13 protein-coding genes are annotated in these 15,109 nt (G+C 67.7%); 4 read left to right on the top strand and 9 right to left on the bottom strand.

Annotation, left to right across the window (positions count from 1 at the left end):
• Positions 1-42 precede the first annotated feature (42 nt).
• The 4 genes from IFT54_RS10640 to IFT54_RS10625 all read right to left on the bottom strand — a co-directional run bounded on the left by IFT54_RS10640 (position 43) and on the right by IFT54_RS10625 (position 3,184).
• Positions 43-726 carry a prolyl hydroxylase family protein gene (locus IFT54_RS10640; protein ID WP_159511217.1) on the bottom strand — a complete coding sequence of 228 codons (684 nt, stop codon included), beginning with the start codon at positions 724-726 and terminating at the stop codon, positions 43-45.
• A gap of 92 nt (positions 727-818) precedes the next feature.
• On the bottom strand, positions 819-1,712 hold the full coding sequence (locus tag IFT54_RS10635; protein WP_192070616.1) for an RcnB family protein: 894 nt from the start codon (positions 1,710-1,712) through the stop codon (positions 819-821).
• 124 nt (positions 1,713-1,836) lie between these two features.
• Positions 1,837-2,382: a (2Fe-2S)-binding protein gene (locus tag IFT54_RS10630; protein ID WP_192070615.1), complete on the bottom strand. Its 546-nt coding sequence runs from the start codon at positions 2,380-2,382 to the stop codon at positions 1,837-1,839.
• A 40-nt stretch (positions 2,383-2,422) separates the two neighbouring features.
• A complete protein-coding gene (locus IFT54_RS10625; RefSeq protein ID WP_192070614.1) occupies positions 2,423-3,184 on the bottom strand; it encodes a class II aldolase/adducin family protein in 762 nt (253 codons plus the stop codon).
• 172 nt (positions 3,185-3,356) lie between these two features.
• On the opposite strand from IFT54_RS10625, the gene IFT54_RS10620 reads away from it, so the two are divergent.
• Positions 3,357-4,664 carry a sugar MFS transporter gene (locus IFT54_RS10620; protein WP_031438881.1) on the top strand — a complete coding sequence of 436 codons (1,308 nt, stop codon included), beginning with the start codon at positions 3,357-3,359 and terminating at the stop codon, positions 4,662-4,664.
• Positions 4,665-4,743: 79 nt separating this feature from the next.
• Here the strand turns inward: IFT54_RS10620 and IFT54_RS10615 are convergent, their stop codons facing one another.
• The 4 genes from IFT54_RS10615 to IFT54_RS10600 all read right to left on the bottom strand — a co-directional run bounded on the left by IFT54_RS10615 (position 4,744) and on the right by IFT54_RS10600 (position 7,800).
• Positions 4,744-5,889: a CoA transferase gene (locus IFT54_RS10615; RefSeq protein WP_192070613.1), complete on the bottom strand. Its 1,146-nt coding sequence runs from the start codon at positions 5,887-5,889 to the stop codon at positions 4,744-4,746.
• A 136-nt stretch (positions 5,890-6,025) separates the two neighbouring features.
• The gene (locus tag IFT54_RS10610; protein WP_244648843.1) at positions 6,026-7,222 is read right to left on the bottom strand and encodes an acyl-CoA dehydrogenase; all 1,197 of its coding nucleotides are present in this window, start codon (positions 7,220-7,222) and stop codon (positions 6,026-6,028) included.
• Positions 7,223-7,288: 66 nt separating this feature from the next.
• Positions 7,289-7,609: a hypothetical protein gene (locus IFT54_RS10605; RefSeq protein ID WP_244648841.1), complete on the bottom strand. Its 321-nt coding sequence runs from the start codon at positions 7,607-7,609 to the stop codon at positions 7,289-7,291.
• 2 nt (positions 7,610-7,611) lie between these two features.
• Positions 7,612-7,800, bottom strand: coding sequence for a hypothetical protein (locus IFT54_RS10600; RefSeq protein ID WP_031438885.1), 189 nt, complete (start codon positions 7,798-7,800; stop codon positions 7,612-7,614).
• A gap of 90 nt (positions 7,801-7,890) precedes the next feature.
• On the opposite strand from IFT54_RS10600, the gene IFT54_RS10595 reads away from it, so the two are divergent.
• A complete protein-coding gene (locus IFT54_RS10595) occupies positions 7,891-8,523 on the top strand; it encodes a S24 family peptidase (RefSeq protein ID WP_192070612.1) in 633 nt (210 codons plus the stop codon).
• Here IFT54_RS10595 and IFT54_RS10590 read toward each other — a convergent pair.
• Positions 8,520-8,687 (bottom strand): hypothetical protein, encoded by a 168-nt coding sequence (locus tag IFT54_RS10590; protein WP_167396669.1) that lies wholly within the window; start codon positions 8,685-8,687, stop codon positions 8,520-8,522. The two genes, IFT54_RS10595 and IFT54_RS10590, sit on opposite strands and share 4 nt — an antisense overlap.
• 173 nt (positions 8,688-8,860) lie before the next feature.
• Between IFT54_RS10590 and IFT54_RS10585 the strand changes: the two genes are divergently transcribed.
• Together IFT54_RS10585 and IFT54_RS10580 are read left to right on the top strand one after the other, a co-directional pair.
• On the top strand, positions 8,861-10,843 hold the full coding sequence (locus tag IFT54_RS10585; protein ID WP_192070611.1) for an autotransporter assembly complex protein TamA: 1,983 nt from the start codon (positions 8,861-8,863) through the stop codon (positions 10,841-10,843).
• A gap of 38 nt (positions 10,844-10,881) precedes the next feature.
• On the top strand, positions 10,882-15,003 hold the full coding sequence (locus IFT54_RS10580; RefSeq protein ID WP_342354805.1) for a translocation/assembly module TamB domain-containing protein: 4,122 nt from the start codon (positions 10,882-10,884) through the stop codon (positions 15,001-15,003).
• Positions 15,004-15,109 lie beyond the last annotated feature (106 nt).

The following is a 15,109-nucleotide window of genomic DNA, read 5'->3' as shown; positions in this document are numbered from 1 at the left end:
ACCGAAGCCGGCAGGCGATCCTCCCCCGACGGGGGAGGGGCGTCACTTGATCCAGGGGCGTTCGCGAAACCATTTCGTGACGATATATTTGACGCCCTCGACCACCGGCATGCCTTCGTGGAGCGTCAGGCCATTGGGGCTGCCGTCGGGGCTCATGTTGTTCCACGCGAGCAGCAGCCCGCGCTTGGGCGCGACCTTGACGCCCGCCTGCGGGAACCACGTTGCGCCACCCTCGGGCACGTCGTTCAGATAGACCATCGCGGTCCAGGTGCGCTGGCCGCCCTGTTCCTGCATCTTGTCCCAATAGCTTTCGCTGGCGTGGAAATAATCGTGATGCGCGCGGAATTGCTGGCCCGGGGCGTAACGCTGCCCCTGCATCGTCTCGCCATGCGGCAGGTCGATGCCGAGCAGCGCGGCGATCGCCTCGTCGGTGGGTTGCACATCGGGGGACCAGCGATCCATGTCACAGCTCTCCGACGTGCGGAAACTGCTGTTGGGGCGGTCGGACAGCAGCGTCGACGGCCGCCGCTTCGAATCGATCAGCGCGATGAGCGCGCGACAGGTCGCGGCGTCGAGGAAGTTGGCGTGGTGATAGAATTGCACGCCGTCGATCGCGACCCGCTGGACCTTCGGATTGGCGTCGAGCCGCGCGGCGACGCTGGTGCCCGCCGCCTGCCGTGTCGGCGCCATCGGATCCTGCGGCTTGGCTTTGGTGAATAAACCCATGGATCCGAATTTGCGCAGCCGTCCGCGAAACGCAAGGGGCGCGCAACTGGGACGGCACGACGGGCGGGGTCGCTCGTCGTGCCGCGATGCGCCTACCAGAAGATATCGTAGACCGTGTCGACCACCCGCCCGCTGTCGAGATCGACGAGCAACGCGTCGTTGTAATAGCGGACCCAGCGATACGGCCCATAGGCCTCGGGCAGGCGATAGGTGTAGGGATCCTGGATCCAGTAATTCTGGTTGTACAGGATGCTGTTCAGCGAAAAGCCGATGCCGAAGCGGCGATAGCCCGAGCCCCATCCGTTCGGCGCATAATAGCGCGGCAGGCGGTAGGCGCCGCGGTTGCTCGCGCGATAGTCGCTCCAGCCATAGCGATTGTCACTGCGCCAGCCGCGGTTCCACGCGCCGCGCTGGCCATATCCGCTGCGGCCATAGCCCTGGACGGTGCCGTAGCCGCCGAAATGCTGGCCGCTGCGATAGCCGCCGCGGTCCCGATCGCCGTCGCGTCCGCGCCAGTCGTCACGCCCACGCCCATCCGGGCGGCCGCGAAGGTCGTCGCGCCCGCGTGGATCGTCACGATAGCCGCGGTCCTCGCCGGGGCGCCCATTGAACCGCCCGTCAAAGCGCGCGCGATCGGGCTGACCGCGGCGGTCGTTTCGGACGTCCTGGCGGGCGGCATCGCGCTGCGCATTGCCGCGGACCCAGTTTTCGCGAACCTGGTCGGCCTGTCGGTCCGACGCCACGCGCGCATTCCAGTCCTGGCGGGGGCCGTCCGGTCGGCCGTTGCGCCCATAGCCGCCGTCACCGCGTGCCTGGCTCTGCACGACCGCGCCCTGGTCCGCACGTTGCGGACGATCGCCCCGATCGCCCCGATCACCACGCATCTCGCCATTCCCCGGCGCCTCGGCACCGAACCGCTGCGCCTGTGCGGCAACCGGCACCAGTGCGGATGCCACGAGCAAGATCTTCAGGAAACTCCGCGTCATTGCCGTCGTCCTCGACTGCCGGCGCACGAGCCGGCTCCTATGGTGCACCCCGTCTAGCCTTACCGGCGTGAGGCGACGCTGAATGGCTTGGTCAGCGATCCGACAGGATTCGTGCGCGGGCGGCCTAGCGCGCGGGCGGCGGGACGAGCGCGGGGACGAGCCGTGCGGAATCCGCCGGGTCGATCCCGGGGCGCGGGCCGGCGGGCAGGACCTCCTCGCCGCGGGTCGCGCGGCCCGCGCGCTGGATCGCCTCGACGACGCGCGGATAGGCCCCGCAACGGCACAGATTGGTGATCTGTTCGCGGATCACCGCCTCGCTCGGGTTTGCATCGCGTTTCAGCAGTGCGGCGGCGGCCATGATCATGCCGGGGATGCAGAAGCCGCATTGCGGCACCGCTTCGGCGATGAAGGCGAACTGCAGCGGGTGGTTGCGTTCGTGCGACAGCCCCTCGATCGTGGTGACGTAGCGTCCCTCGATCGACCCGATCGGCACACGGCAGCTGCGCACCGCACGGCCGTCGATATCGACCGTGCAGGCGCCGCAATGGCCGGTGCCGCAGCCATATTTCGTCCCCGTCAGGTTCGACGCATCGCGCAGCGCCCAGAGCAGCGGCGTCGCGGGATCAAGCCGATATTCGATCGCCTGGTTGTTGACGGTGAAGCGGGTCATCCCCGCGCGCTAGCCGATCCCCCGGGCGGAGGGGAGGGGGCTATTGCCGCCAGCTCGTGTCGCGCTTGTCGACCAGCCGGACCATCGCCTCGAAATCCGCCTTGCCCGCGCCACCGGGCAGCGAGACCTTGCCGAGATCGCGCTGGTGCACCTTGACGACATCGTCGGGGATCAGGATCGGCGTGCCCATCGACGCCGTCGCGACCTGGATCTCGCAGGCGCGCTGCAGCGACCAGTGCTTGATGAACGCCTCGGGCAGCGTCCGACCCATGACCAGGATGCCGTGATTGCGCAGCAGCATCACGCGCTTGTCGCCGAGATGCTCGATCAGCCGTTCGCCCTCTTCCGACCGGACGCTGACGCCCTCGAAATCATGATAGGCGATCTGGCCGATGAAGTTGCACGCATAGAAATTGGTCGGCTGCAGCCCGCCCTCGACCGCGCTGACCGCCATGCCCGCGGTGGTATGCGTGTGCATGATGCAATGCGCGTCGGGCAGGTGTTTGTGGAACAGCGCGTGCTGCGTGAAGCCCGCGAGATTGACCGGATAGGGGTTCTGGTCGAGCTTGTTGCCGTCGATGTCGATCTTGACGAGGCTCGACGCGGTCACCTCGCTGAAATGCAGCCCGAACGGGTTGATCAGGAACGCGCCGTCCTCGCCGGGGATCTTCAACGTGATGTGGTTGTAGATCATCTCGGACCAGCCGAGCATGTCGAACACGCGGTAGCAGGCGGCAAGCTGCTGGCGCGCCTCCCATTCCGCGGGTGAAACCGTCGAATTGCGCAGCGCTGCGGTCGCCATCTCATGCTCTCCCTTGTCGCGTTTGCAAACGGCATACCCGAAGCCCGAAAGCGCGGCAATCGACGGGTGGCACGCCGCAGCCGGGCGCGCGAACGCGCCTCTGCCATTGCCACGCGCGGTCGCCCCGGCTTATGCCGCCGCCCAACAAGACCGCGAGAGGGCGCAATTTATTATGCATGTCGACACCCATCACACCGCCGCCGCGGGAGGCGCCGCCGCAGAGGGCGATGCCAATCACGGTTACGACGCCCCCGACCTGCGCGTCTTCGTCTTCGCCCTGTTCTTCATCTTCGGCGGCATCACCTCGCTGAACGACATCATCATCCCGAAGATGAAGGAGCTGTTCACGCTCGACCATGCGACCGCGATGCTGGTCCAGTCGGCCTTCTTCCTCGCCTATGCGCTGTTCTCGATCCCCGCCGCGGCGATCGTGCGCAAGGCCGGCTATATGCGCACCGCCTCGATCGGGCTGGTGACGATGACCGTCGGGTGCCTGTTGTTCATCCCGGCGGCGGGCAAGGCCAGCTTCGAGATGTTCCTGTTCGCGCTGTTCGTGCTGGGCGCTGGCATCACGGTCGTTCAGGTCGTCGCCAACCCGCTGATCTCCGCGCTCGGCGCGCCCAAATCGGCATCGAGCCGGCTGACCTTCGCGCAGGCGTTCAACTCGCTCGGCACGACGATCTTCCCCTATGTCGGCTCCGCGGTCATCCTCGGTGGTCTCGCGACGGTGGATTCATCGACGCTGACCGGCGCCGCGCTTGACGCCTACCGGACCGAATCGTCGCGGACCGTCGTGCACACCTATATCGGCCTTGCCATCGCGCTGCTGATCGTCGCCGCCGTCGTCTGGACGCGGCGGAACCGGCTGAACGAGGAGCAGGAGCAGACGGGCAGCATCCTCCACGCCTTCACGCTGCTCAAGCGCCCGCGCTTCGCGATGGGGACGGCGTGCATCTTCCTTTATGTCGGCGCCGAGGTCGCAGTCGGCTCGCTGATCGTCAACTACCTGATGCAGCCGAGCGTGATGGGCCTGAGCGATGTCGCTGCCGGTCAGCACGTGCCCTTCTATTGGGGCGGCGCGCTGATCGGGCGGTTCATCGGGGCCTATGTCCTCAACAAGGTGTCGCCAGGCAAGGTTCTGGCCGGTGTCGCGACCGGGACGCTGGCGCTGATCCTGATCTCGGCGAATACCGAGGGTGCCGTGTCGGGTTGGGCCTTGCTGTCGATCGGGCTCATGAATTCGGTGATGTTCCCGACGATCTTCGCCTTGGCATCCGAAGGCCTTGGCAAGCGTGCGGCCGAGGGGTCGGGCGTGATCGCCACGGCGATCGTCGGCGGCGCGATCATTCCCTATTTCACGGGCGTGCTCGCGGACTCGTCGGGCAGCCTGCACTTCGCGTTGCTGCTCCCGGCGATCTGCTACGCGCTGATCCTTGCGTACGGGGTGTATGCGCGCAAGCCGGTGACGGCCGTCGCCTAATCCCCGTCGTCATCCTGGGCTAGACCCAGGATCCAGAGCCACGACCGCTACCGTCCGTGGCTCTGGATCCTGACTTTCGTCAGGATGACGGGTGTTTTGGCAGCATTGGTGCCGCGCGCCCGGTCGCGAGATCGGCATCCGAGAAGCGGATCGGCGTGCGGAGACCCGGGACGGTCGATCCATCCGGACGCACGACGTCGATCGCCATGCCGCGCGCGATCACCTGTGGATCGTCGAATGCCTGCGCGACGGTGTTGATCGGCCCGGCGGGTACGCCGACCGCCTCCAGCCGCGCGAGCAGCTCAAGTTTAGGCACCAGCGAGGTCGCCGCCTCGATCCCTGCAAACAAGATATCCTTGAAGGCGAGCCGCCCGGCATTGGTCGCGAACCGCGGATCGTCGCGCATTTCAGGTAAGCCCATCGCATCGCAGAACCGCCGGAACTGCCCGTCATTGCCGACCGCGAGGATGAACCACCCGTCGCTCGTCGGGAAGACGGCATAGGGGCATACGTTCATGTGGGCGTTGCCGACCCGCGTCGGCGAGACGCCGCTCGCGAACCAGTTCATCGCCTGGTTCGCCAGCACCCCGGTCATCGTGTCGAGCAGCGCCATGTCGATCTGCTGCCCCCGGCCGGTGCGCTCGCGCATGGACAGCGCCGCCTGGATCGCAATCACCGAATACAGCCCGGTCATGATGTCGGCGAACGCGACGCCGATCTTCTGCGGGGCGCCACCAGGCTCGCCGGTGAGATCCATTATCCCGCTCATGCCCTGGACGATGAAGTCATAGCCCGCGCGTGGTGCGTAGGGGCCGTCCTGTCCGAAGCCGGTGATCGAGCAATAGACGAGCCGCGGATTGATCGCGGCGAGCGTCGGATAGTCGAGCCCGTATCTGGCGAGCCCGCCGACCTTGAAATTCTCGATCACGACATCGGCGTCGGCGATCAGCGCACGGACTGCGGCCTGTCCCTCGGGTGTCGTGAAGTCCGCGACGACCGAGCGCTTGCCGCGGTTGGCGGCGTGGAAATAGGCTGCGTCGCGGGTGCCGTCGGGGTTGTCGATGAACGGCGGGCCCCATGTCCGGGTATCGTCACCCGCCGGGCTCTCGACCTTGGTTACGTCGGCGCCGAGGTCGGCGAGCACCTGGCCTGCCCAGGGGCCGGCGAGGATGCGGGCGAGCTCGACGACCTTTAGGCCGGCGAGGGGTGTAGGTTTGCCTTCCACAATTAAATCACCACCCCGGCGGAGGCCGGGGCCCAGTTGGAAAGATTGCAGTGACGACACGCAGGATCAGCCAAGGCGCGTCCCCCAACTGGGCCCCGGCGTTCGCCGGGGTGGCAAGCGAGCACGTGGCCTATCACTAGAACGCCGCGATACCCGTGATCGCGCGGCCGAGGATCAGCGCGTGGACGTCGTGCGCGCCCTCATAAGTGTTGACCGTCTCGAGGTTCATCATGTGACGCATCACCTGATATTCCCCCGAAATGCCGTTGCCGCCGTGCATGTCCCGGCTCATCCGCGCGATGTCGAGCGCCTTGCCGACATTGTTGCGCTTGACGATCGAGACCATCTCGGGCGCGAACCGCCCCTCGTCCATCAGCCGCCCGACGCGCAAGCTCGCCTGGAGCCCGAGCGCGATCTCGGTCTCCATGTCGGCGAGCTTCTTCTGATAGAGCTGCCGCCCGGCGAGCGGGGTGCCGAACTGGTTGCGATCAAGGCCATATTGTCGCGCGGCGTGGAAACAGAATTCGGCAGCACCCAGTGCGCCCCACGAAATCCCGTAGCGCGCGCGGTTGAGACAGCCGAACGGCCCCTTCAGCCCCTGGACGTCGGGGAGCAGCGCGTCCTCGCCGACCTCGACCTCGTCCATCAGGATCATGCCCGTGATCGACGCACGCAGCGACAGCTTGCCCTCGATCTTGGGCGTCTCGAGCCCCTTCATACCGCGTTCCAGGATGAAGCCGCGAATGCCGCCGCCATGCTCGTCGGACTTCGCCCAGATCACGAACACGTCGGCGATCGGCGAATTGGAGATCCAGGTCTTGGCGCCCGAGATGACATAGCCGTTCGCGGTCTTCTTCGCGCGCGTCGTCATGCCGCCGGGGTCCGAACCCGCATCGGGCTCGGTCAGTCCGAAGCAGCCGATGAACTCGCCGGTCGCGAGCTTCGGCAAATATTTGCGCTTCTGTGCTTCGGAGCCGAACGCATTGATCGGGTACATGACCAGGCTCGACTGGACCGACATCATCGAGCGATAGCCCGAGTCGATCCGCTCGACCTCACGCGCGACCAGGCCGTACGCGACATAGGATGCGCCGACGCCGCCATATTCCTCTGGGATAGTCGGCCCGAGCAGGCCGAGATCGCCCATCTCGCGGAAAATCGCGGGATCGGTATGTTCGTGCTGGAACGCGTCGATGATCCGCGGCGCGAGCTTGTCCTCGGCATAGGCGCGCGCGGTGTCACGGATCATGCGTTCGTCTTCGCTCAGCTGGTCGTCGAGCAGGAACGGATCCGCCCATTCGAACTTGCCCATTCCGGCGCCGGTGCCTGCCATCGTCATCTCCTTCATTGGCCGCCGACTTCGTGTTTCCAGGGCCGAAAGTCCAGCCCCAAGGCATGGCTATGCGTCGATCAGCGTCAACGCCGCGATGGTGACACGCAGCCGCGACCCGACCAGCTCCACTGCGTCGATCGCGAGATCGGCGAGGATGTGCCCCCGCAGCGGCAGCTCGGCATCGGGCAGGGCGGCAAGCCAGAATCGAAAACCGGGTATGGGATCCGCCAGGATGACCAGATGATGTTGCTCGCCCGAGAAGGTCGCGCTCGCCCATGGGCGCGAAACCGTCTCGATCAGCTCGAATGCCGTGCCCGATGCTGCGGCACTGGCGTGAAGTGCGCGGATCAACCGCGTCGCGACATCGGGGCCGCGCAGGGGGTCCATCCTCACGACCGGCCGCGCCCGGACGTGTTCGCGATGAACGCCTCGATCCGCGCGACCAGTCCCGCGCGTGGCTGGCGACCGCGTCTGAGATCCGCGACGAGCCGGGAATCATTCACCGCACGCCGTCCGAAGGTGGCCGCCCCCATGTCGGTCTGCCGCAGATATCGGTTGATCTTGACCAGTACGGACATCGTTTGCTCCTCGTGATTCCTTGTGTACGTTCACGATCTGTTCCCTGAAATCCAACTTGTCTAGGATTTTTCCTGCGCTATGGTCTCACCATGTCCGATCCCGATCCCCGAGCAGCGCTCGCACGGTTTGCGGCTGCGCGCGGGGACAGTCTGGCGGCCCTGTCGGCGATGCTGGGACGCAATGCGGCCTATCTGCAGCAGTATGTGAAGCGCGGGTCGCCACGACGATTGGCGGAGGACGATCGCCGTCTGCTCGCGCAGTATCTCGGCGTCGAGGACCATGTGCTCGGTGGGAGCGGGGGGAAGACGGGGCAGAGTCCCACCGGATTCCAGATCGCCCGTCTGGCGGTGCAGGCGTCGGCCGGGCCGGGTGCGCTGGTCGATGACGAGGTGTTGCTGGGCACCGACGTGATCGACCCGGCGCTGGCGCGGCGGCTCGGGCTGCGCGACGGGCAGGCGGCGATCATCCGGGTCCGGGGGACATCGATGGAACCCGGCCTGCAGGATGGCGATCACATCATCGTCGATATGGCGACCACGGTGCCGGGCGCGCGCGGACGGCTTCACGTCATCCGGGTCGATGGCCTGACGATGGTTAAGCGGGTCGCGTTGCGGGATGGGACGCTCAGCGTGTCGAGCGACAATCCTGCCGCGCCGCCTGTACCCGACGGCCCGGTCGACATTGTCGGCCGCGTCGTCTGGCAGATGCGCGAACCCGCCTAGCGGCGGTCGCGAATCCAGACGAGGAGCGCGGCGGCGACGCCGATCGCGGTGCCGATCAGGAGGCCGGGCGTGGCCTGGCCGATCGCAAATCCGACCCCGGCACCGCCAAGGATGCCGAGTGCGATCAGGAAGCCGCCAGCAGCGGTCGGACGTTTATCAGCCATGATCCGCACCTGCCACGTCGCGCGCACGGACGCCAGTGCCGGACGTCGACGCGGACGATGCACCGTGCAACGCGCTGATTGTCCGGCAGAGTATTTCGATGTCATGACGAAACGTGGCGAAAATGCGTCACGAACGACTGTCGCGGGGGGCCAAGCCCGGCTAGGAGGCGAGCATGGTGTACCGCTTCGGGTGGGTCGGGATCGGTACGGCCACCGCCGTCCTTGTCGTGCCGATGCTGACGGCGCCCCCGCGCGCCGCCGCCCAGACACGCGTGTCCACGCCGCAGGAGGGCGCTGCGGCCGCGGACGCGCCGGTGTCGCTCGATCCCATGTCGCCGCTCGCGCCGCTGCCCGATATCGGCGTCGCCTGGCCCGATCTTGCCGCCGCCACCGATGATCCAGTCACCGTCGCGACCAACACTGATGCGACGACCGAGACGCGCTATTCGTGGCGGCTGGAAGGGATCGACTCGGTTGGAAACGCGCTGCTGAAACAGCGGTTTGACCAGCTCTCGACGCTCAACGCGAACGACGGCGAGGTCGCCAACGCAGCGCAGCTCGATCGCCGCGCGCGCGAGGACGGCGACCTGCTCAACAGCCTGTTGCGCGCCGAGGGCTATTATGACGCGCGTGTCACCACCCGGGTCGAGCCCGGGCAGAAGCCGCTGGTGATTGTCTCGGCCGAGCCCGGCACGCGCTACACCTTCACGGGCGTGACGATCGACGGTCTGGCGGCGGCGGGGGACAAGGCGCCCGCGCTGGCCCAGGCCTTCGGCATCAAGCCTGCCGACCCGGTCAATTCGGACGCGATCGTTGCGGGTGAGGCCAAGCTGACGACCCAGATCGGGCGTGAGGGCTTTCCGTTCGCCAAGGTCGGCGATCCGGCGATCGTCGTCGATCATGCGACACGCACCGCCACGCTCGACCTCTCGATCGTCCCGGGCGGCCAGAAGCGCTTTGGCCGGATCGTCGCGCTGCCCGGCAACCGCGTGTTCGATGCAGACCATGTGCAGGAAATCGCGCGGTTTTCCCCCGGCCAGCCCTATGATGCGGGCGAGCTGGACGATCTGCGCCGGGCGCTCGTCCAGACCAGCTTGGTGTCGTCGGTCGAGGTCAGGCCGATCCCGGGCAGCACCGCCGACAGCGTCGATATCGGCGTAAAGCTCGACCGCGCGCCGCCGCGCACGGTCGCGGGCGAGCTTGGTTATGGCACGGGCGAGGGCGCACGCGCCGAGGTCAGCTGGACGCATCGCAATCTATTCCCGCCCGAGGGCGCGCTCACGCTGCGCAGCGTCATCGGAACGCAGGAGCAGCTTGGCGCGATCGTCTATCGCCGCAACAACTTCCATGCGCGCGACCGCGTGCTGACCGCGCAGGTCTCCGCGGTGCATATCAACCGCGATGCGTATGAGGCCAAGACCTTCACGCTCGCCGGCAGCATCGAACGCCAGACGAACATCTTCTTCCAGAAGACCTGGACCTGGTCGCTCGGCGCGGAGCTGATCGCGTCGGACGAACGCGACGTGATCGTGTCGACCGGCGACCCGCGGCGTCGCACCTTCTTCATCGGCGCGCTGCCGACCACGCTGAATTACGACGGATCGGACGACCTGCTCAACCCGACGCGCGGGTTCCGGCTCGGCGGGCGGCTCAGCCCGGAGGCCTCGTTCCAGGGATCGGTGTTCGGCTATGCGCGGACGCAGATCGACGCGAGTGTGTACAGGACGATCAGCGACGGGATCGTGCTGGCGGGGCGTACCCGGCTCGGCACGATCGTCGGCGCGCCGCGCGATCAGGTGGCACCGTCGCGGCGTTTCTATGCCGGCGGCGGCGCGTCGATACGCGGCTATGGCTATCAGTCGATCGGTCCGCGCGATCCGAACAACGACCCGATCGGCGGTCGCAGCCTGACCGAATTCTCGATCGAGGCGCGGATCAAGGCGTTCGGCAATTTCGGGGTCGTGCCGTTCCTCGATGCGGGCAACATCTACACGTCGCCGCTGCCCAAATTCACCGGACTGCAATATGGCACGGGGATCGGGGTGCGCTATTATTCGAACTTCGGCCCGATCCGCTTCGATGTCGGGACGCCGATCAACCCGCAACCGGGCGACAGCCGGATCGCGGTCTATGTATCGCTGGGACAGGCGTTTTGACCGACGCCGCGACCGAGACGACAGAGCCGGGCCGGCCTGTGCCACGGCGCCGCTGGTGGCGCTGGCTTGCGGCGGCGTTCCTTGCCCTGGTGGCGATCCTCGGCTCCGCGCTGCTGATCGTCGATACCGATATCGGCCACCGCTATGTCGCCAATAGGGTCGGCGCGATCCGCGCGGCCAACGGGCTGCGCTTCACGATCGGGCGGATCGACGGGTCGCTCTATGGCGATACGCGGCTGACCGATCTGCGCGTCTATGATCTCGACGGGCTCGTGTTCCAGGCACCGCGCGTCGCGCTCGACTGGTCGCCCATCCGCTGGTTTTCGAACCGGCTCGAGATCCGCCGGCTCGCGATCGATCGCGCGACGCTGTTCCACGTCCCGCGCACCCGACCGTCGAAGAGGCGCACGCCGATCCTGCCGGATTTTGACATCCGAATCGGGCGGCTCACGGTCGGACGCCTGCTGCTCGAAACCCGCGTGCTCGGCACCGCCCGCGTCGCGCGGCTCGACGGCCGTGCCGATATCCGCTCGGGACGCGCGCTCGTCGATGTGAACGCGCTGGTCGCGGGCAGCGACCGGCTCAAGCTGCGGATCGATGCGGAGCCAGCGCGCGACCGGTTCGATCTGGACGTAGCGGCGCGCGGGGCGGCGAACGGGGTGCTCGCGCGGATGGTCGGTGCCCGGAGCAACGTCGCGCTCGTCGTCACCGGTGACGGCCGCTGGGCGCGCTGGACGGGCCGCGCACAGGGTAATGTCGGCACGGCACGCGCGGTCGATCTCGCGCTCTCACAGGCGAGCGGACGCTATACGCTGTCGGGAACGCTCGCCCCCTCGGGGCTGCTCAGCGGACGGCTCGGGCGGCTCACGACGCCGCGAGTTCTGGTCAATGGCGCCGCGACGTTCGCGGAACGCCGGCTCGACGGGCGGCTGTCGCTGCGGTCGCCGGCCGTCTCGCTCGACACGACAGGTATCGTCGATCTCGGCGCGAACGCGTTCCGCAACTTCCGCGTGAAGGCACGGCTGCTGCGGTCGACGGCGCTGATCGGGACGATGGGGGGCAGCGGCATCGAACTGCGCGCCATTCTCGACGGTGCTTTCGCGACCGCCAGCTTCGACTACCGCCTCGATGCGGCACGGCTGGCCTTCGACAAGACCGGATTCGATCGCGTGCGGATCGCCGGCAAAGGGCGATTGTCTGCAGCGCCGGTCACCGTCCCGATCCGCGTCACCGCCGCCCGGGTGACCGGGGTGGGCGATGTCGCCGGGGGGATCCTGCGCAACCTGTCGGTCGATGGGCGGCTGCGGATCACGCCTGCGCTGTTGACCGGTGACGACCTCGTGCTGCGCTCCGACAAGCTTAACGGACGGATCGGCATCCGGGTCGATCTGCGCACCGGACGGTTCGACGTCGGGGTGAATGGCCGGCTCGGTCGCTATCTGATCCCGGGGCTGGGAATCGTCGACGTCACGTCGACGCTGCGCGTCGTTCCGGGGCCGAACGGCAAGGGGACGCGCGTGATTGGGCAGGGCGCGGCACAGGTGCTGCGTCTCGACAACGCCTTCTTCCGCAGTCTCGCAGGCGGTCTGCCGCGGCTCACCGCCAATCTCGAACGGACGACGGACGGAGTCCTGCATTTCAACAATCTCGTCCTCGTCACGCCGCAGATCCGGTTGAGCGGCAACGGCTACAGACGGCGCGACGGCAGTTTCCGGTTCGAGGGCGGTGGCCGTCAGCAAAACTACGGGCCGGTCACGCTGATGCTGGACGGCAGGATCGAGCGGCCGACGCTCGACCTCGTCCTCGCCAGCCCCAGTCCGGCCCTGGGGCTGACCAACGTGCGGGCGCATCTCGATCCGACCGCGCAGGGCTATGCCTTTGCCGCTGCGGGTGGCTCGCGGCTTGGCCCCTTTACCGCGGCCGGAACGCTGCTCCTGCCGCGCGGCGCGGGTGCCACGATCGCGATCGCCGCGCTGAACGTCAGCGGGACCCGCGCGACGGGGACGCTCGCGATCGTCGATGGCGGCTTCAACGGGCGGCTTGCGGTGGCGGGCGGCGGTCTGGGAGGCGAGCTGCTCTTCCGACCGGTCGGCGAGAATCAGCGCGTCGAGGCGCACCTCGATGCGCGCGCGGGGACGCTTGCCGGCTGGACGCTGCGGCGTGGCCATATGGACCTCGTCACGATTCTCGACCCTGCGGGCACCTCGATCGAGGCGACCGCGACCGGCGCAGGCTTGCAACGCGGGGCGCTCAGCATCGGGCGGCTGACGGGCAGCGCGTCGCTGCGCGGCGGGGTGGGGCAGATCAAGGCGTCGATCGCCGGGTCGCAAGGACGCGCGTTTGATATCGAGAGCGTGACCGACGTGACCGCGGACAGCTATCGAATCGCCGCGCAGGGCACGCTCGACCGGCGACCGCTCCGGCTGCTGAGCCCGGCGATCGTGACCCGCGACGGCGATGGCTGGCGCCTCGCACCGACGCGGCTGAGCTTCTCGGGGGGCGAGGCGCAGATCGGCGGACGCTTCACCGGATCGACCAGCGCGATCGACGCGAGCATGACGCGGATGCCGCTGGCCATCCTCGACATCGGCTATCCCGGCCTCGGGCTCGGCGGTCTGGCATCGGGGACGTTCAGCGTCGCGACGAGCGGCGGCAACCCGCCGACGGGCAAGGCGGACGTGACGATCCGTGGCCTCAGCCGTGCGGGGCTCGTGCTGTCGTCGCGGCCGATCGATGTCGGGGTCGCAGCGCTTCTGTCGCCCGACAAGCTCGGCCTGCGTGCGGTGATCGCCTCGGGCGGCAAGACGATCGGTCGCGCACAGGCGCAGCTCGCACCGCTCGGTGAGGGCGACCTTGCCACGCGGATCGCACGCGCGCGGCTGTTCGGACAGCTGCGCTACAGCGGGCCCGCGGACACGCTGTGGCGGCTGACGGGGGTCGAGCTGTTCGACCTGTCGGGACCGGTGGCGATCGGCGCGGACGTCGTCGGTACGCTCGAAGCGCCGGTAATCCGCGGCGTCGTCCGTGCGACCAACGCCCGCATCGAAAGCGGCACGACGGGGACGATCCTGTCGAACGTCCAGGCCAGCGGCCGGTTCGGCGGCTCGCGTCTGGTGATCGACCGTTTCGCCGCGGACGCGGGCAAGGGCGGCCGAGTGACGGGGGTTGGCCAGTTTGATTTCGCGGCCAGGAACGGGCTCGGCATCGACCTGCGGCTTCAGGCCGCGAACGCTGTGATGATCAACCGCGACGATATCGGCGCGACCGTGACGGGGCCGCTGACGTTCACGTCCGACGGGATAGGCGGCGTGATCGCGGGCGACGTGGTGATGAACAAGAGCCGCTACCGGCTTGGCCAGGCGACCGCGGCGAGTGCGGTGCCCCAACTCAACATCCGGGAAATCAACCTGCCCGAGGGCGGCGAGGAAAAGGCCGCGCCGACACGCCCCTGGACGCTGGCGATCAAGGCCCGCGCGCCGAACCAGGTCATGGTCAGCGGGCTGGGGCTGACGAGCGAATGGTCCGCCAATCTCCAGATCGCCGGTGAGCCGCAGAACCCCGCGATCACGGGCCGTGCGACGCTGATCCGCGGCGATTACGAATTTGCCGGGCGCGAATTCGAATTGGCGCGCGGCGTCATCCGGTTCGACGGCGGCGTGCCTGCGAACCCCGCGCTCGACATCGAAGCGAACGCCGATTCGACAGGGCTCAACGCTTCGATCCGCGTCACCGGCTATGCGCTCAAGCCCGAGATCGGGTTCACCAGCACGCCCGCGCTGCCGCAGGACGAACTGCTGTCGCGCCTGCTGTTCGGGACGTCGATCACCAACCTGTCCGCGCCCGAAGCCCTGCAGCTCGCGGCGGCGGTGGCGGCGTTGCAGGACGGCGGCAACGGGATCAACCCGATTAACGCGGTGCGGCGTGCGGCGGGTCTCGACCGGCTGCGTATCCTGCCCGCCGATCCGCAGACGGGGCAGGGCACGTCGATCGCCGCGGGCAAATATGTGACGCGGCGGCTCTATGCGGAGATCGTCACCGACGGCCAGGGCTATAGCGCGACGCAGGTCGAGTTCCAGGTGACGCGCTGGCTGTCGCTGCTGTCGAGCATCTCCACGCTTGGCAGGCAGAGCGCGAACGTCCGCATTTCGAAAGACTATTGAACCGGCGGCAAACGCCGGAGGACCCCTTGTCGTGGGAACCAGGCCTGTCGGGCATGGTTGATCGGCCGTTACATATCGAGGCCAGATGACCCTTCCCCAATCTCTT

This window comes from Sphingomonas sp. CFBP 13714 (genome assembly GCF_014842205.1).
Lineage (GTDB): Bacteria > Pseudomonadota > Alphaproteobacteria > Sphingomonadales > Sphingomonadaceae > Sphingomonas > Sphingomonas aerolata.
The sequence above is the reverse complement of the archived record's forward strand: the minus strand, read 5'-3'. Positions and strand labels throughout refer to the sequence as shown.